The sequence below is a fragment of the Lentzea sp. NPDC054927 genome (genome assembly GCF_053610285.1).
This window is the reverse complement of record NZ_JBSGXZ010000008.1, coordinates 70,862-87,723: the sequence shown is the minus strand read 5'-3', so window position 1 is coordinate 87,723 and position 16,862 is coordinate 70,862. Positions and strand designations below refer to the sequence as shown.

Annotated in this window: 14 protein-coding genes; 5 read left to right on the top strand and 9 right to left on the bottom strand. The window is 66.8% G+C overall.

Annotation, left to right across the window (positions count from 1 at the left end; all coding sequences use genetic code 11):
* Positions 1-51: 51 nt before the first annotated feature.
* Together ACWGE0_RS15105 and ACWGE0_RS15100 are read left to right on the top strand one after the other, a co-directional pair.
* Positions 52-2,562 (top strand): glycosyltransferase, encoded by a 2,511-nt coding sequence (locus tag ACWGE0_RS15105; protein WP_452261477.1) that lies wholly within the window; start codon positions 52-54, stop codon positions 2,560-2,562.
* Positions 2,562-3,962, top strand: a complete 1,401-nt coding sequence (locus ACWGE0_RS15100; protein ID WP_452261476.1) for a radical SAM protein — start codon at positions 2,562-2,564, stop codon at positions 3,960-3,962. The genes ACWGE0_RS15105 and ACWGE0_RS15100 overlap by 1 nt, the downstream gene beginning before the upstream one ends.
* Before the next feature lie 27 nt (positions 3,963-3,989).
* On the opposite strand, the gene ACWGE0_RS15095 is transcribed toward ACWGE0_RS15100, so the two are convergent.
* The 4 genes from ACWGE0_RS15095 to ACWGE0_RS15080 all read right to left on the bottom strand — a co-directional run bounded on the left by ACWGE0_RS15095 (position 3,990) and on the right by ACWGE0_RS15080 (position 7,433).
* Complete coding sequence (locus ACWGE0_RS15095) at positions 3,990-5,288, bottom strand: alpha/beta hydrolase (protein ID WP_452261475.1); 1,299 nt, start codon at positions 5,286-5,288, stop codon at positions 3,990-3,992.
* A 266-nt stretch (positions 5,289-5,554) separates the two neighbouring features.
* Positions 5,555-6,085 (bottom strand): AMIN-like domain-containing (lipo)protein, encoded by a 531-nt coding sequence (locus tag ACWGE0_RS15090; RefSeq protein ID WP_452261474.1) that lies wholly within the window; start codon positions 6,083-6,085, stop codon positions 5,555-5,557.
* Positions 6,086-6,667: 582 nt separating this feature from the next.
* Positions 6,668-6,799 (bottom strand): hypothetical protein, encoded by a 132-nt coding sequence (locus ACWGE0_RS15085; RefSeq protein ID WP_452261473.1) that lies wholly within the window; start codon positions 6,797-6,799, stop codon positions 6,668-6,670.
* A gap of 73 nt (positions 6,800-6,872) precedes the next feature.
* Positions 6,873-7,433, bottom strand: coding sequence for a helix-turn-helix transcriptional regulator (locus ACWGE0_RS15080; protein ID WP_452261472.1), 561 nt, complete (start codon positions 7,431-7,433; stop codon positions 6,873-6,875).
* Between the two features lie 553 nt (positions 7,434-7,986).
* On the opposite strand from ACWGE0_RS15080, the gene ACWGE0_RS15075 reads away from it, so the two are divergent.
* Positions 7,987-8,535: a dihydrofolate reductase family protein gene (locus ACWGE0_RS15075; RefSeq protein ID WP_452261471.1), complete on the top strand. Its 549-nt coding sequence runs from the start codon at positions 7,987-7,989 to the stop codon at positions 8,533-8,535.
* A 363-nt stretch (positions 8,536-8,898) separates the two neighbouring features.
* Here ACWGE0_RS15075 and ACWGE0_RS15070 read toward each other — a convergent pair whose 3' ends face one another.
* Positions 8,899-9,294, bottom strand: a complete 396-nt coding sequence (locus tag ACWGE0_RS15070; protein WP_452261470.1) for a type II toxin-antitoxin system VapC family toxin — start codon at positions 9,292-9,294, stop codon at positions 8,899-8,901.
* A gap of 31 nt (positions 9,295-9,325) precedes the next feature.
* Positions 9,326-10,012 carry an alpha/beta fold hydrolase gene (locus tag ACWGE0_RS15065; protein WP_452261469.1) on the bottom strand — a complete coding sequence of 229 codons (687 nt, stop codon included), beginning with the start codon at positions 10,010-10,012 and terminating at the stop codon, positions 9,326-9,328.
* 109 nt (positions 10,013-10,121) lie between these two features.
* Between ACWGE0_RS15065 and ACWGE0_RS15060 the strand changes: the two genes are divergently transcribed.
* Positions 10,122-11,081, top strand: a complete 960-nt coding sequence (locus ACWGE0_RS15060; RefSeq protein WP_452261468.1) for a helix-turn-helix transcriptional regulator — start codon at positions 10,122-10,124, stop codon at positions 11,079-11,081.
* Positions 11,082-11,257: 176 nt separating this feature from the next.
* Here ACWGE0_RS15060 and ACWGE0_RS15055 read toward each other — a convergent pair whose 3' ends face one another.
* The 3 genes from ACWGE0_RS15055 to ACWGE0_RS15045 form a co-directional block, all read right to left on the bottom strand.
* Positions 11,258-12,790: a serine/threonine-protein kinase gene (locus tag ACWGE0_RS15055; RefSeq protein ID WP_452261467.1), complete on the bottom strand. Its 1,533-nt coding sequence runs from the start codon at positions 12,788-12,790 to the stop codon at positions 11,258-11,260.
* 240 nt (positions 12,791-13,030) lie between these two features.
* Complete coding sequence (locus ACWGE0_RS15050; RefSeq protein WP_452261663.1) at positions 13,031-13,240, bottom strand: hypothetical protein; 210 nt, start codon at positions 13,238-13,240, stop codon at positions 13,031-13,033.
* Between the two features lie 32 nt (positions 13,241-13,272).
* A complete protein-coding gene (locus ACWGE0_RS15045; RefSeq protein ID WP_452261466.1) occupies positions 13,273-13,416 on the bottom strand; it encodes a hypothetical protein in 144 nt (47 codons plus the stop codon).
* A 764-nt stretch (positions 13,417-14,180) separates the two neighbouring features.
* Here ACWGE0_RS15045 and fxsT point away from each other — a divergent pair.
* The coding region (fxsT, locus tag ACWGE0_RS15040) for an FxSxx-COOH system tetratricopeptide repeat protein (RefSeq protein ID WP_452261465.1) at positions 14,181-16,862 on the top strand (2,682 nt) is incomplete at its 3' end.

Genomic DNA, 16,862 nt, shown 5'->3' with positions numbered 1-16,862 from the left:
GCTTTCATGCTACGTTCGATCGAGAGTTAGCCACTCGGAGCGGAGCGGCCCATGCCCGTCCTTTGGGGTGTCTCGTTCGACGCCACCGCCATGTCCGGTGTGGTGGTGGAGTTCATCAAGATCGCCAAGTCCTTTGCTGACCAGGGGTATCGGGTTCACCTCGACCTCGGGTACGACATCAAGGCCGACAAGGGCCGTTTCTTCCAGCCCTACCGGCACGAACGCGTGCCGGACTGGGTCACCCTCGATCGTGTGGACGGCGTCGCGCGCATCGCCGGGTACGACCGGGAATTCGTGGCGGCGACCCTGGAAGCCGTGCGGCACGACCAGGTTCCGGACGCCGAGCGCATCGTCGCGGAACTCGCCGATGCGATCGTGCGGACCTGGGAAGACCGCGGCGTCACGCTCGTGATGGTCGAGAACGGCACGTTGCCCGAGAACGTGACCTACACGAAAGCCTTGTACCGGGCGATTGCGATGTACGGCGCGACTCACGATCTCGGGCGGTATGTGCTGTGGCGCGACCACGACCTGATGTGGCAGAGCGAACCGGCCAAGTACGGCAGCTTCCCTTACCCGTCAACGCCTCCGATGGTGAACTCGCCGCACATCCACTACTTCGCGCTGCACGAGGAAGCGAAACGGCGCACGCTGGAGTGGATGCCGCACCTGCGCAACCTCGACGTCCTCCCGAACACCTTCACCGCGCCCAGCCGTCCAGGGCGGCCGGACTTTCGCGAGCACTACGGCGTTCCGCGCCACGCGAAGCTGATCGCCAGGTTCACCAGGATCATCCCGCAGAAGCGCATCGATCGCGATTTACACCTGGTCGCACGGCTTCCGGGCACCTGGCTGTTCGTCGCCGGTGACACCGAGGAGAACCCGGAGGAAACCAGAAAGCTCCGCCTGCTCGCGGAAGAGCTTGAGGTTCCTGTCGTCTTCGGTGGAGTGCTCGAACCGTGCGAGTCGACCGGGAACGGGTTCTCGGTGCGTGACCTGCTCGCGCACGCCGACGTCGTGTCGTTCCTGACGTCGTACGACTACGAGAGTTACGGCAACCCGATCGGTGAGGCGATCGCGGCGGGCGTGCCGTACATCGCGAGCAGCTATGCCTTGTACGACAAGGTGTACGCGGGCTTCAAGGCTCCGGTGCTGGACATCGTGGCACACGACCTGCCGACGCCGGAGTTCGCCCGGCAGGTTCAGGATCTCATGACGAACGCGGAAAGGCGGGCGGAAGTGGTGGCGCACAACCAACAGCTCGGCACGCACCACCGTGCGGCCGCGAACGCGCTGGTGAGCAACCTGTTCCCGCCCGCGATGGGCGAGCACGTGCGGCTCAGCGTGGTGTTGCCGGTGTACAACGAGGCCGCGAACATCCACGAAGTGCTGCAGTCCCTGCACGACCAGGACGAGATCGATCCGGACACGTACGAGATCGTCCTGGTGGACAACAACTCCACCGACGACACGGTCGCGATCGCCCGCGCGTTCGCCGAACGCTCGAAGGTCGCTCTGCACGTGATCGGCGAGCCCGAGCAGGGTGTCGCGCCCGCACGTCGGACGGGCATGGAGTTCGCTGTGCACCGCAGCCGTGCCAGAAGGGATCCCGGCGAGCGCTTCTACCTGGTGTCCGCCGACGCGGACTGCCGCGTCGACCGCCGGTGGCTCGTCGAACTCTTCGTGGCGATGGAGAAGGACAAGGCCGCGATCGGCGTGTGCGACTACTACTACAACGCCGAACATTTCGTTGGCAGGCCACGACTCTGGGACGCGATCCAGCGCACTCTGCGGTGCCGCGCGGTGACGTTCTCGTTGTTCGGCGGCTTTCCGGACGGCAAGGGCTTCGCGGTCGAGCGCGAGGCCTACGAGAGCGTCGGCGGCATCGAGATCTTCTACCAGCTGCAGCACGGACGCTTCGTCAACCACCTCTCCGACGACTGGGACTTCGGCATCAAGGTCCGGGGTTCCGGTCACGACATCACCTACGCACCGCGGTCGAAGGTCGAGATCAACCCGAGGCGCGTCAACCACGCCCTCGACGAGGTGATCGCCGGCCGCGCGTACGGCAACGACGGCATCATCGTCATGCGCGACATCAGGCCGGAGGCGCCGGAGCGGGCTGTCGACCTCACCGAGGCGGAAGCGTTGCAGGCCTGGGAGTTCTCCATCAAGGACTTCACCCCGAAGAACACCATCCTGCCCGTCCTGCTCACACCGTCCTTTCTGGACGAGGACGCCGTGGTGGCGTTCTTCGGCGAGGACCTCGCGAACCGGCTCGGCACGCGCATCGCGGAGATCAAGGACGAGATGAGCGTCGTGGACTTCCTCCCGATCCACTCCTACAAGACGCCGTCCTACCGGCTGTACTTCGAGTTCAGAGACGAGATCTTCGCGCGGCTGCGCGCCACCGCCGGCGAGGACATCGGGTTCCCGCCGCCCCTGCCGGAGTGCTTCGACGACGTGCCGGAGGGCAGGTTCGCCGAGTTCGTGAAGTACTACTGCGAGGACCGCGAGTCCGGGGAGGCCCACAACTACTTCGGCAATGGAGGGGTGTTCTGATGGACCGTGTTCTCGCGAACCGGGAGCCCAAGGTGTGGGCCGCCCTGCAGGACCCCGCCAACGCGCACCTGCTCGAGTACGTCACCGAAGACCCGTTCGGCGCGCATGTGTTCCCCGGCAACGTTCCCGGCTACCGCGTGGACGACTTCCTCGACGACCTGAGCGACCAGCTCGCCGGCACCGCCCCGATCCACCTGTGGTCGTACATCCCCACCTGCGCCTACAAGTGCCGCTTCTGCCAGTACCCGGTCGTGCTGGTCAAGGGCGGCCAGGCCGAGGAGAAGCTGACCCGGTGGGTCGACTGGAACATCAGGGAGGCCGAACTCTGGCTGCGACGCGTGCCGGAGCTGGCCGGCGCTCCCGTCGGTGAGTTCAACGTCTTCGGCGGCACACCGTCGTTGTTGCCGGAGAAGGAGATCCGGCGACTGCTCGGCTTCTACCAGGACAACTTCGGGTTCACCGAGGACACGACGATCCGCTTCGAGGGCGACCCGAGCACGTTCACCCCGGCCAAGCTCGAGGCACTCCGGGACCTGGGCTGCACCAAGCTGTCCAGCGGCGTGCAGTCGTTCGACGACGACGTGCTGAGGGAGTGCGGCCGCGAGCACACGGCGCAGATGTGCGTCGACTTCGTGCGCAACGCTCAGGCGGCCGGCTTCGAGTGGGTCAGCATCGACCTGATGTACGGCCTGCTGGACCAGACCGTCGACAGCGTCAAACGCGACCTCGACATCGTGCTGGACAACGAGATCACCGCCCTCGTGTGCACCAAGCTGCACCTGAAGTCCTACGCCGAGACCAGAACAGGCGTGGCGGGGGAGCAACCCGCGCCGTGGCAGCTCCCGGCATACCGCGAGAAGCTCGTCCAGAACGGCCACTTCTGGCCGACCCTGCAGGAGCAGTACCAGATGCGCGAGGTGCTGACCGACGGCCTGCGCGCCGCCGGCTACACCGAACACCCGACGATGTACTTCGCCCGCGACGGCCTCGGTCCGGAGAAGTGGAAGTCCATCATGGTGGACCAGGACAAGCAGGAGGCCGAGGTCGCGATCGGCCTCGGCGGCAGTTCCAGCTGCCGCAGCTCCGAGGCGATCACCGACGTGAACTGGAAGAACTACGCGGCCGCCGTCGACGAGGGCAGGGTGCCGCTGGGCTCCGCCACCGGCTTCGACGCGGGCGCGCAGGAAGCGAGGGCGGTGAAGATGGCCCTGTCGACGTTGCAGCCGGTCCGCGAGGACCTGCACCGCGCGACCTACGGCAGGTCCCTGCACGAGAGGCCGTGGAGGGAGAAGTTCGCGTCGTTGGCCGAACGCGGCCTCATGACGGTCGACGCGGACGGCGTCACGCTGACCGGCGACGGCGAGGTGCTGGTGGAGGCCATCATCAACACCGAGCTGTGAAGGCCGACCGGCCTCCACGGCGAACGATCACCTGACCAGGCCCGTTCGTGCTGCGAGCCACGGCAGGGAGTCGAAGAGACCTGGCCGCCACACGTTCCAGTCGTGCCCTCCCGGCAGTTCCTTCCACAGCACGTCCATTCCGGCCCTGCGACAGGCCTCGAACACTTCGGCGCCCGCCTGGCGGTAGAGCGCGTCGCCCTGGGCCGCGACGACCACACCCGCGGTCGCCGGGAACCGTTCGCGGGCAAGCACGTCCATCGGGTTGACGCGCACGAACGCCGCTTCGTCGCCGCCGAACGCGGCCTTGACCGTCTCGGCACGCGTGCTCAGCGTCGGTTCGCGCTGCCCGGTGATGTCGATGAAGTTCCCGTACACGTCCGGCGCGCGCACGGCGAGTTGCAGAGCGCACGTGCCACCTTGAGAGAAACCCGCGATGGTCCAAGCCTCGCGGCGCTCGTCGACCGTCAGCCGCTGCTTGATCCACGCGGGCACGTCACGGGCCAGATAGGTCTCCGACCGTCCCAGCTTCGAGTCCAGGCACAGGGGGTTCGCCATCCGTGCGCCGAGCTGGTCGGCCACCACCACGATCGGCGCCAGCCCGTCGTGCTCCCGCGCGAACGCGTCCAGACGCTCGGTGAGCCGGCCGGCGTCGAACCAGTCACGCGGCGAACCCGGCTGCCCGGCGAGCAGCACGACGACCGGCAGCCGCGGGCGGGGCGTCGCCGCGTACGCGGGCGGCAGGTAGATCCACGCCGGACGCGCCCTGAACGCGCCGGGGATCTCCGCCTCCGACACCGTGCCCTTCTCCGGAAGATCCGCGGGCTTCCGCCAGACGTCCGCGAGCTTGCCGCCCGCGGGCACCTCGACCACGCTGGACGCCGGCTTCGCTGCCTCGTCGAGGGCGACCCGGTTGTTCGTGAAGAGCTCGAGCACCGCGCGCGACGTGGGATACAGGCCGAAGTACGAGTTCGCCGCGGTGATCGCGCTCGTCAGCACGACCAGCACCAGCACCACGCTCAGCACCCGCCAAGGCCACCGCCCGGCACGCAGCCGCGCGACCGCCAGGCAGGCCGCGACCAGCGTCGCGCCCGCCCACACCGCCAGGATCCGCGGCAGCGGCTCCGGCCACGGTTTCCACACGTGCTCGACCACGAACGTCAGCCCGGCCACGACCACCGCACACGCCAGCACCACCGCCGGGACGACTCGGGTCCACCAGGTCCGGCCCCTGCGGACCGCCAGCGTGATCAACGCGATCACGCCTGCAACCGCCGCGACGATCGGGATCGGGCCGTTGATCAGCGACAGGTCCAGTGGGTTGAGCATGCGTTCCGTTCGTCAGCGACTCTCCGCGTTCACGCCGGAGATCAACGTCCTCAGTGGACTCCACGGACCGAACCCGTCAATTCGAGCACGCCCGCGCGATCACCGCTTCCTCAAGCGTACTCAGGACGGGCGACAGGCGCGCCTGGCAAGCAGAACCCGCCGGTCGGCTGGTCCGAACCAGCCGACCGGCGGGCATGCACCGCCGCTCCGTCCCAATCGGACGTTGCCCAGATCTCTTCGTCGTCGCTGCTCGAACTCGCGCAGGACTACCAGCGATGCGCGACGTCGACGACCAAGCGCGACCCAGCGCCGGGTCCGTCGAGCAGCAGCACGCGGAACGGCAGCCGCGCGCGAACCCCAAGCCCGATCGTCGTCTGCCCCTCGAACTGCCCGGCCCACGCAACGTGGCGGAACGTGCTGTACGCGCTGACATCGGCGAGTTCGCCGTTCGGCAAGAAGATCGCGTCAGTAGCAATCGTCGGCACCTTCGCCACGACCTCCAACCTCGCACCGCCGCGCACAGGAACGAGCTCACCCGACCCGTCCTTGCGGATCTCGTCGACATAGCGCACGGAGTAGCCGCGCACATCGCCGTTCACGTCGAGGACGATCCGGTCGAAACAGTCGTGGCGGCCAGTGCGGATGCTGTACAGCTCGTCCGTGGAGCCAGGGCCCGCCTCCTTCGGCAGGGAACCCCAGGTGATCCCGCAGTACGGCGCACTAGCCCCCGCCGTGGCGGGCACCCCCAGCAGCACACCGAAAACCATCGCCACCAGAACCACAAGGGAACGCCTCATCACGGCCTCCTGACACGAACTATCGCTGCTCTGAATGACGCCTGACCTGCGCCCCGGTTGCCTGGCCATCCGCCGCACCGAGCCGTGCGGGCAACCGCGGGACGTGCTGGGGCCTCGAGCCTCCGACCTGTTCACGCCAAGGGACGACGTGGAAATGGGCGATACCGAGCTACCAGGTGTTGCCGTCGTTATGGCTTGCTGTTTCCAGTATGGGCGCGCAAACCTGCACGATGTCCGCCTCGTGCCGTTGTCCTGATGAATGATCAGGCGGTCAGCGAGGCAGATCTGGTGAAGATCCCGACCAGGACGGCGGTCGGCGGCCAGGCGGGTGGGGTGCGTCCGGCTCCTTCTCCGACGTCTCCTGTTCGGCCCGCTGCGGTCCCTTCGTCGGTACACCGTCATCCGTCAGCGGGACACCGGTGTTGTTCTCGCTTCGCGGAACCACATCGAGCCGGCGTACCGAACTCTGGATCGTCCGTGACGGCGCTGATCGGCTGAAGCACAACTTGCGCGTCGCCGCCGACAGACTGCCGCCCTCGACAGCCGTCACAAAGGCGCGCCTATTGCACAGTTCCATTGTTCTCACCGTTTCAGGTCCTTCCGCCTGGCCGCGACCAGCGAAGGCGGGCCGAGAGCCGCTCGCTCGCGGGCGGCGACGCAACGGGCCGGTTCGCCGTGCCGGGCGTTGATGCCGTCGTGCGGCGCACTCGGCATCGAGCCTGTGACAACGATCGCCCGAACAGTGCAAACGAGACAATCGGTCGGAGTGCGTAGATGCACGGCGCCGCTACGTACGCGGAGGCGGACATTCGTCAGGATCGGAAGCCGGCAGCCACCGAGTGAGCTGGGTCCGCGACGTCAGCTGGAGCTTGCGCAGGATCCGGCCCACGTGGGTCTCCGCGGTGCGCTGCGCCATGCCGAGTCTGTCAGCGACCTCGCTGTTCGTCAGCCCGTCCGCGACCAGTCTTGCTACTTGAAGCTCCCGGCCGGTCAGCGGAGTGTCGGCAGCTGCCCGCCCGGAGTGAGGCCGGGGCGTGTCGGCTCCGCGGTGGAGTGCCTGGGCGATGCCGTCCTCGTACCCGGCTCCTCGTTCGCAGGCCGACTCGTACTCGGATGCCCCCAGGTTGTCCTGGATCCGTTGCAGGTACCGGTCGTGCAGCCGGGCAGGCGGCGCGACGTCGAGGAGCGGACTCGCCCCGAGCCTGCCACGGGCACCCGCTGAGATGCCTGACAACTCCGCTGCCCACAGGTAGCTGCCGTTGTCAGCGGCCAGCCACGCCAGCTGCTCGACTATTCGTGCGGCACCTCGGAAGTCACCGAATCGGTGCGCGATCTGGAGGCCGCGCACGAGGTGTGTTTCCGCATGGCCGAGTTCTCCGGCACGCGCGAACGCAATCCCACTCGCGAGGAGCAGGTAGGTCTTGGCCCACAGGTCGTCATCTCTGCACGCTTCCGTGCGCAGAGCACGCTCGGCAGTCGCGATCGCCGCTGCGGTTGCTGGGCGACATCGTCGTGTTCAGCGGCGCGGATGACTCAGCCTCAACCCGATCCGAAGCGTGAAGGCTCCGTCTGTCCCGAGGCGAAACCACAGCGAAACCAAGCGAGTGCGGCCCTGAACATCGGCCCTGCAGACACAACCGGACTCAGAAGTCGTTGCAGCGCACCTGGTCGAACTCCAGGAATCCGGGCCGGCGCGTTGGTGCCGCGGGTTCAACCCGACACGTCCACCGGTACGGCGATCGGAGCCGGCCCGCGGTATGTGCCGTGATCGGCCTGTCGAACCCGGCGACGCGCGATCGACGCAGGGGTGAGAGCGACCGGCAGCATTGCCGCGGCCGACTGGCCAGAGGAAGGGAACGACAATGGGACCGACAACGGGTAGGACGCCAATCCGGCTCTACATGTCCATGTCCATCGACGGGTACATCGCCGGACCGGACGACCGGCCGGGCCAGGAACTCGGCCGCGATGGAGGGCGGCTGTTCAACTGGCTCGACGACCGGCAGTCCGAGGGGATCAACGGGCAGGTGTACGCCGAGGCCGCGGCCACCGGCGCCGTGATATCCGGACGGCGCACGTTCGAGCTGGCCGGCCGCTGGAACGGCGACCACCACGACGGCGTGCCGATCCACGTGCTCACCCACGACATCGACCCGGACGACGAGCCGCCGGGCAGCGCGAAGTTCTACACCGACGTCAACGCGTGTGCTGACGAGGCCAGGGAAGCGGCGGGAGATCGAGCGGTGCTGGTCCACGGCGCGGGTGCGGCGCAGGCGTTGCTGGCGGCCGGCCAGCTCGACGAGCTCGAACTGCACCTCATCCCGGTACTGCTGGATGAAGGACGGCGGCTGTTCGAGCCGACCGGACTCGGCCACGTCGAACTGGAGCCCGTTCGTCGGCTCGAAGGCCGCGGCGTCACGCATCTGCGTTATCGCGTCATCCACCGTTGAGGGAAACGGCCATGAGCGCATTTCCGGCAGCCGGAACGAACATCGCGCGCAGGGTCACGGCAGCCAGCCCGGGCGGACCAGACCGGCTTCATGGGCGAAGACCACGAGCTGAGGTGGTGAGCGGATTCGTGCGGCACCGGCTGGTCGCACCCGTGATGACACCGAGTGCGGAGAACTCCTGGATCGGTCCCCTCCGATTCGATCGGGTGAGATCGCCAAGGCGTACTTCACAACGGGCACATACGATTCCGTTGTCCGCCATCGAGGCATCGACTTCGGGACGAGTCGTGATCGACCTTTCCGCGCGTGCCGATCCCCGTTCCGTGAGAGACCTCTGACACGCTGGTCAGCCGGTGCTTCCGATCAGGACAGCGCGTCGATCGGCGCGACCGCCACCAGCTTCTCCACGGCGCGGGCGAGCTTTCCGTCGAGCGTGACCAACGCGTCGGCGTGGAGCTGGGTCAGGGCGACGTACTCGGCGGCCAGGGTGTCGGGCCACCCGAGCTGGTCGGCGACCTTCCAGGCGACGGCCTGAAGGACGCGGTCGCCGAGCAGCCGGATCCGCAGTCCGCGCAGGTAATCGAGCCGTCGCTCGGCGTCCTTCTTGGTCATCTCACCGCGCCGCACCTCTTGGTAGAGCAGCGACAGCGTCTGCGAGCGGAGGAGCGTCGGAGCCAGGATCTGGTGTCCCGCGCCGATCACGGCCTGGTCGTGAGCCAGACGGATGGCCACGTCCGAGCCGATCACGTACTTGGTCATGAAGATCCACTTCTCTTCGTCGCGCGACCGGTCAGGCCGTGTCAGCTGCCGCCGCGAGGAGCCGGGCGAGCTCGGCCGGCTTGGTGTGCGTGGGCCAGTGGCCGGAGTCGATGTCGACGAAGTCGACGTCTTTGGCCTTGGCGAGCTCGGGCACGTCGCCCGCGTTGATCCAGTCCTTGGCCTGGGCGGGGCTGAACTCGGGGCAGATGACCACGACCGGGACGTCGAAGCGTTGCTCGTCGGTCAGCCGGACGACGCCCGTGGCGACACCGCTGGGAACGGGGATCGCGGAGGCGGCGAACATGCGCTTCGCTTCCTCGTCGAGGTCGGCCGAGTCCGGTCCTTCGAACGGTGCCCAGCCGGGGAAGGGCATGACACCGTCCGCCAGTTCGAAGAAGTCGGCGTAGGGACTCCCGTCGGAGGCTGGGAAGCCGCCGATGAGGACGACCTTGGAGACCTTGTCCGGACGCGCGTCCGCGGCCAGCCACGCCAGGGAGCAGGCGGCCGAGTGCCCGACCACCACGGGCTTGCCGGAGGCCGCGTCCACGGCGGTGAGCACGGCCGCCACCTGGTCGTCGAGCGTGGCGGTGGCGGACCCGTCGCCCTGGCCGGGCAGGGTCAGCGGCACGGGGCGGTGGCCGAGCGACCGGAGCGTGGACGCGACGTCGTCCCAGGCGGATCCGTCGAGCCACAGGCCGGCGATGAGCAGGACGTCCATGATCAATAACCCCTTTTTTCGCGCGGTCAGGTACGTCGACACGTCACGCTAGAGCCAATTCCGGACGATCTGCTTCCGGTTCATCGGGATGATCGCCTAGCCTGCCCGAGTGCCGAGTGACCTCAGCCCCACAGCCAGGGCACTGCGCGCGCTGGAGATCCTCCAGGCGCGTCCCGGCACGACGGCCGACGAGCTCGCCGAGCGACTGGGCGTCACGGAACGCGCCGCCCGCCGCTACGTCGGGATCCTGCGAGAGGCGGGCATCCAGGTCGAGTCGTACCGAGGACCGCATGGCGGGTACCGACTCCGGCGCGGAACGCGGTTGCCGCCGATCGTGTTCACTCAGGCCGAGGCGCTGGGCCTGGTCATGGCGGTGCTCGACGGCCAGCCTGCCGCCACCGAAGCCGACGACCCGGTCGGCGCGGCCCTCGGCAAGGTCATCCAGGCGCTGCCGGAGAACGTCGGCAGACAGGCGGCCGTCCTGCGCGAGCACGCCAAAGCCGCGCCCGACCGGCACTCCGCTCACCCTGATCCCGCGATCACCAGCGCACTCGTCGCCGCCGTCGCGGCCAGGCAGCGCGTGTTGATCGCGTACCAGAGTGAGCGCGGCAACGCGTGGAAGACCGAGGTGGACCCGTGGGCGGTCGTGGTCCGCCACGGGCGCTGGTACCTGTTGTGTCATTCCCATCGGGCGGACGCGATTCGCACCTACCGGATCGACCGGATTCGCACGGTCGGACAGACCGCGCACGAGTTCGTGCCACCCGACGACCTCGACCCGGTCGCGGCGCTGGAGGAGAACCTGGGCACCGGCTGGGAGTTCCCCACCCGCGTCGTGTTCGACGCTCCTCTGGCCGAGGTCGCACCGTGGATCCGGCCTCCCATGGGACGGCTTCACCCATTGGGGGACGGGTGCGTGCTCGTCGGCAGCACCAGCAATCCGGCGATGTACGCACAGGAGTGGTTGGCGACCGTGCCGTTCGCCTTCCGCGTCGAGGGCGGAGACGAACTGCGTGCCGCGGTCGAAGCCGTCGCGACGCGCTTTGCCGCGGCCTTGGTCAAGAATTGACGACCATCCTGTTGCGGGATGCGACATTCGTGGCTCATGCGGGTGGATTTGGCCCACTGCCCGACTGTGACCTGCGGTGGTCCACCGCACTCCTCGCCGCCGTGCACAGCGTCGTCCAGCCACAGTGACCGGTGCTCGTCCTCGCGGCCGTGGAAGCTCGAGGAGGACTTGCTCGTCTAGGACACCGACAGGATCTTCGTGTTCCACCACAGGTCGAGGGTGTCGAGGGCGTTGAGGTCGCCCTGCTTCTTCACCACGCCGATGGTGAGGGTGCGGCTGTCGACCCACCAGACCTGGGCGTAGCTGTCGGCCAGGAAGCACGTGACGAACTCGCCGGGCAGCGGGCCTGAGGTGTCGCGGTAGTACGGCGCATAGTGGATCGGGTCGGACTTGGGGCGGCACCCGCCGCGCTCGTCCATCCGCGGGATGCCGCGGCTGGTCACCAGCATCTGGAAGAACGCGTCCTGGGTGGCGCGATCGGCGAACAGCCGGAACTGGGCCTCGTCCGGTTGCTGGTCCCGGGGGTCCCACGAGTGCCCGCAGCGGACGGCGGCGACCGCACCGCCGTCGGCGGTGATGGCCGAGCACCCGACGTTCTTGTAGACGTCCGGCAGGGCGGCCAGCAACGCGTCGACCTGTGGGGACTGCGTCGTGGTGGTGGCCGTGGAGGTGGTGGTCGTGGTGATGCTGGTCGTGGTGCTGGACCACGCCGATTCGCGCGTCTTGTCGAGGTTGCCGACGTACACCACCGCCGCGACGATCAGCGCCACCACCACGAGAGTGGCGCCGATGAGGACGACCCGCTCGGCCCGAGAGGTGCGATCGGGCTGAGGGCGGGTGTGCAGCACGGTTCGAAGCTCGGTCGTGGTGCGTTCGAAGGCGGGCGGGACCGGGGTGGCCACGGCCTGGGCCGCCGCCCGCGCGAACTCGCCCGCGGTGGCGTAGCGGTCGGCCGGGTTCTTGGCCATGCCCTTCGCGATCACGTCGTCCAACGCGACCGGAACCGCCGGGTTCAGCGCGGAAGCCCTGGGCGGCGGGTCGTTCAGGTGTGCCCAGATCTGGGCGGCGGTGCTGTCCGCCGTGAACGGACGCCGGCCGGCCACGCACGAGAACAGGACGCAGGCCAGGGCATAGACGTCCGCGCGACTGTCCACCGCACGGCCTTCGAAGCGTTCCGGGGCCATGTAGTCGAGGGTGCCGACGACCGAGCCGGACGCCGTCAGGCTCGTCGCGGACGGCGAGACGCTGCGGGCGATGCCGAAGTCCACCAGGTACACGAAGTCGCCGGAGGTCACCAGGATGTTCGACGGCTTCACGTCGCGGTGCACGAGCCCGTCGGCGTGCGCGGCGTCCAGAGCGCTCGCCACCTGCTCGACGATGCGCACGGCCCGTGCCGGCTCCACGGTTCCCTCGCGGAGGATGTCCGAGAGGTCGCGACCCTCCACGAGCCGCATGTCGAGGTAGAGCCGGCCGTCGATCTCGCCGTACGCGTGGATGGGGATGACATGCGGCTCACGCAGCCGCGCGACGATCTGCGCCTCGCGGCGGAAGCGGGCGCGGTAGTCCGCGTCGTCGTGGATGCCGGGCGACAGCCTCTTGAGCGCCACGAGACGGTCGTGCGCCGTGTCGTACGCCCGATGCACCTCGCCCATCCCGCCGCGACCGAGCAGTTGCTCGATCCGGTACGGCCCGAACGTCTCTTCCGTCATCGTCCTCGTGCCCCGAGCGCCATGTCCGTCCGAGTCGACGCGCGCCGACCGCTGCAGGTTCCGCCTCTCGCAGCCTACAAACCTTCCCGGACGGCCCGAATCGTCCGGCTGGTCCCTTGAAACCAGCCGGGCGATCAGGGGGCAGGAGCCACGAGGCGAGCGGGATGTCGCCTCCGACGCCCCACTGGGTCATGCTGATCCCACGCACGTACCAGTTGCCCTCGGACGGACGCCACACGGTCAGATCCGTTGTGCTGTCACCGTTGTAGTCGCCTTCCTGGCCCCACTGGGTGAAGCGCGAGAACAGCAGCCGGTTCGGCGAGCCAGGGCCGGGGGTTGCCGACGACGTTCGGCGTCGCGTTGCGCACGATCGCGTCGTGCACCCGAGAGGGCCGCCGGGTGCCGGGCGAGGTACAGCGCCGCCACGCCGGCCACGTGCGGGGTGGCCATCGAGGTGCCGCTGATGTCTGTGGCGTTCACGGTCAGGGCCCCGCGACCCTGGCCGGCGAGGTCGAGCAGGCGTCCGCGTTGGAGTTGCCCGACGCCACCGCGTAGGTGACGCCCGACGCGATCGAGTTGCGGATCGCGGTGTCCAGCGGGTCGAACGCGCCACGGTCCTGGATCATGGAAGGACTGGACGAAGCGGTGTGAACGTTTAGGTATCGCAAATGTGTTCAGGAGCCCGCGCTTCCAATTTGCTCCCAATGCAACACAAACGGCCCGCCGATGAAATCGTCGACAGGCTGTCTGACTGGGTAAAACACGCTGTGGGCGATACTGGGATCGAACCAGTGACTCTTCGGTGTGAACGGCACCGGCTACGTCCCAGAAGGACAACTGGAGCCCAGATGTGGTGCCATGAATTGGGCATTCGTGTCGAGCTGTCTTGGCATGTCTCAGTGGAACCATCCTGACGCTTGCCATCCTGGCTACCAGCTTGGGTACAGGAGCTGTGCTCCGGCCTCGATCGTGCGAACGCGATTGGTCCAGCCGACCAGGGGTTGGCGTGGCGGCGTCAGGTCACAATGGACCACGAACTCATAGCCTCGCTCCACGATGTTGGCCGCGACAGCCGTGTCGGGCCGACGTGCAGGCAGAGCCTCCCAATCTGGCGTTGCTTCTGGGCTACTCCACGCTGAAATTCGATCGTCCGAATATCGTGATCAAGCTCCAGCATATGGTGCTAGATGAAGGTTCAGTGCCTGGTGCGGCCTATTCTGATCCAATTTCTGCTACACGGCAGAGGTGGCAGCATAGGATCTTAGGACGTCTGCGCTGGGCCCTGTCGTCATCCAATCGGACTAGCAGGATGTGGGTTCGGGATGTCCTCGTAACCGGCAGGGGAATCGTGACGATACGACCGTATACAGGCTTCGAGGGGTGGTGTCCGGTGGCGGACCAGTGGGACTTCTTCGTCTCGTACACCGCGACGGACCGTGCGTGGGCTGAGTGGGTCGCCTGGGAGTTGGAGGAAGCCGGGCACCAAGTCCTGATTCAAGCGTGGGACATGGTGCCAGGCAGCAACTGGGTCAACTTGATGCACCAGGGCGTGCAGAACGCAGAGCGCACTATCGCATTGCTCTCCCTCACCTACCTGTCTTCGGTATACGGAACCTCGGAGTGGCAGGCAGCGTGGGGCGATGACCCACTGGCAGAAAAGCGCAAACTTCTAGTGTTCCGGGTGGAGGAGTGTGAGCGGCGAGGACTGCTGAAATCAGTAGTCTCGCAGGACCTGTTCGGCGTGCCTGAGGGAGTTGTCCGTCAGCGCTTGCACGAAGGGGTGAGGGCTGCGCAGACGGGACGGGTGAAACCTTCCGTGCCACCTGAGTTCCCAGGTAGGACACGAGCCGTTGTCACAGAACCGCGGTTTCCTGGCGCGTTGCCGACCATGTGGAACGTTCCTGCGCGAAACCCGAACTTCATCGGCCGCGACGAGTCGCTCACGAGCCTGCGTGACGTGGTGCGCTCGTCAGGAACGGTGGCGGTTCACTCGCTGCGAGGCATGGGCGGGGTTGGCAAGTCGCAGTTGGCTATCGAGTACGCGCACCGGTTTGCTAGTGACTTCGACCTAGTGTGGTGGATACCTTCAGAACAGCCCGCGCTCATTCCCGACCACCTGGCGAAGTTGGGCGCCGTTCTGGGAATTGCTGGCCAGAGCGACCTCGTGTCGATGGTGTCGGCGGTACATACCGCTTTACGTAGCCAGCGGCGCTGGCTGCTGATCTTCGATAACGCCGAGGCTCCAGAGACACTGCGTGAGTACTTACCCTCTGGCGCTGGGCAAGTGCTGATCACCACCCGGCGGGCTGGATTCGGTGCCTTAAGTGCTGAGCTGGATGTGGACGTGCTGGACCGTGCAGAGAGCATCGCGTTGCTGACCCGTCGGCTGCCTGCCATCGTTGAAGACCAAGCATGGGAGTTGGCTGAAGCGCTGAGCGATCTTCCTTTGGCACTCGAGCAAGCGTCGGCTTACATGAATACCAATGGGTTGCCCGTCGCGACGTACCTAACCATGCTTCGGACCCGGACCATCGAGATGATCGGTCGCGGCCGCGTGGTCGGTCGCGACCAGACACTGGCGACTCTGTGGGACATGTCCTTGACCGAGCTAGGTCGACATCACCCAGCAGCGCTGCAGTTGCTGGACCTACTCGCCCACCTGGCACCAGCCCCGGTGCCGTTGGATCTGTTCACTACCAACTCGCATGACCTGCCGACGCCATTGGCCGACATTGTCACCGACCCGATCGCCTTCACCGATGCGGTCGGTGCGTTAGCCGACCACTTCCTGATTCGGCGCACCACCAACGAGATGACGATCGTGCACCGGCTGCTCCAGCAGTCATTACGTGCCCGCCACTCTGCAAGCCGACCATGGGAAAGCGCTGAACACCCGAACACCGCGGTGCAGGAGCTTCTGGCAGCCGATCTGCCTGACGAGATTGAGACAATGCCGAGCAACTGGTTCCGTTGGAGAACCCTGTTGCCTCATGTGCTCGCCGTCTGCGAAGACCTCCGGGCAAGCTCCGCTAACGCGATCGGGTCCAGTGCATGGCTACTAGATCACGCCGCTACCTACCTTCGAGTTCACAGCCAGCCTGCCGACGCCAAACCGCTTTATGAGCGTGCTCTGGCGATCAACGAAGCCGTCTACGGACCCGATCACCCCAGCGTGGCGATTAACCTGAACAGCCTAGGCAACGCACTGCAAGATCTCGGTCAGCCTGCCGATGCTGTGCCTCTGCTTGAGCGTGCTCTGGCGATCAACGAAGCCGTCTACGGACCCAATCACCCCAGCGTGGCGACCAACCTGAACAGCCTAGGCAACGCACTGGCCGTCCTCGGTCAGCCTGCCGATGCTGTGCCTCTGCTTGAGCGTGCTCTGGCGATCAACGAAGCCGTCTACGGACCCGATCACCCCAGCGTGGCGATTAACCTGAACGACCTCGGCAACGCACTGCAAGATCTCGGTCAGCCTGCCGATGCTGTGCCTCTGCTCAAACGTGCCCTAGCCATTGACGAGGCCGCCTACGGGCCCAACCATCACGAAGTCGCCAGCAACCTGAACGACCTCGGCAACGTACTTTGTGACCTCGATCAGCCCGAGGACGCTAGACCGCTCTACGAACGCGCTTTGGCGATCGATGAGGCCACTTACGGGCCCAACCACTACGAAGTCGCCACTAACCTGAACAACCTCGGCAACGCACTGCATGCTCTCGGTCAGCCTGAGGACGCCAGGCCGCTCTATGAACGCGCTTTGGCGATCGATGAGGCCACTTACGGGCCCAACCACCCCAACGTTGCCTTCAACCTGATCGGGCTCGGAGGTGTACTACATGACCTCGGTCAGCCCGAGGATGCGGTGCCTTTGCTCGAACGCGCTGTGGCTGTTGATGAAGCCGCGTACGGGCTCAACCATCCCAAGGTTGCCAGCGACCTGGCCGCCCTCGCTGCTGTGCGAGTCGCCCTTGGTCAGTTTGAGGAGGCCAGGTTGCTCTACGAACGCGCTTTGGTGATCAACGAAGCCGCCTACGGATCCAATCACCCCGACGTTGCTATCAACCTGGTC

Coding starts and splice junctions, on each gene's coding strand:
- ACWGE0_RS15105 (WP_452261477.1), top strand. CDS start 52: ATGCCCGTCCTTTGGGGTGTCTCGTTCGACGCCACCGCCATGTCCGGT.
- ACWGE0_RS15100 (WP_452261476.1), top strand. CDS start 2,562: ATGGACCGTGTTCTCGCGAACCGGGAGCCCAAGGTGTGGGCCGCCCTG.
- ACWGE0_RS15095 (WP_452261475.1), bottom strand. CDS start 5,288: ATGCTCAACCCACTGGACCTGTCGCTGATCAACGGCCCGATCCCGATC.
- ACWGE0_RS15090 (WP_452261474.1), bottom strand. CDS start 6,085: ATGAGGCGTTCCCTTGTGGTTCTGGTGGCGATGGTTTTCGGTGTGCTG.
- ACWGE0_RS15085 (WP_452261473.1), bottom strand. CDS start 6,799: ATGCCGAGTGCGCCGCACGACGGCATCAACGCCCGGCACGGCGAACCG.
- ACWGE0_RS15075 (WP_452261471.1), top strand. CDS start 7,987: ATGTCCATGTCCATCGACGGGTACATCGCCGGACCGGACGACCGGCCG.
- ACWGE0_RS15070 (WP_452261470.1), bottom strand. CDS start 9,294: ATGACCAAGTACGTGATCGGCTCGGACGTGGCCATCCGTCTGGCTCAC.
- ACWGE0_RS15065 (WP_452261469.1), bottom strand. CDS start 10,012: ATGGACGTCCTGCTCATCGCCGGCCTGTGGCTCGACGGATCCGCCTGG.
- ACWGE0_RS15055 (WP_452261467.1), bottom strand. CDS start 12,790: ATGACGGAAGAGACGTTCGGGCCGTACCGGATCGAGCAACTGCTCGGT.
- ACWGE0_RS15050 (WP_452261663.1), bottom strand. CDS start 13,240: ATGGCCACCCCGCACGTGGCCGGCGTGGCGGCGCTGTACCTCGCCCGG.
- ACWGE0_RS15045 (WP_452261466.1), bottom strand. CDS start 13,416: ATGATCCAGGACCGTGGCGCGTTCGACCCGCTGGACACCGCGATCCGC.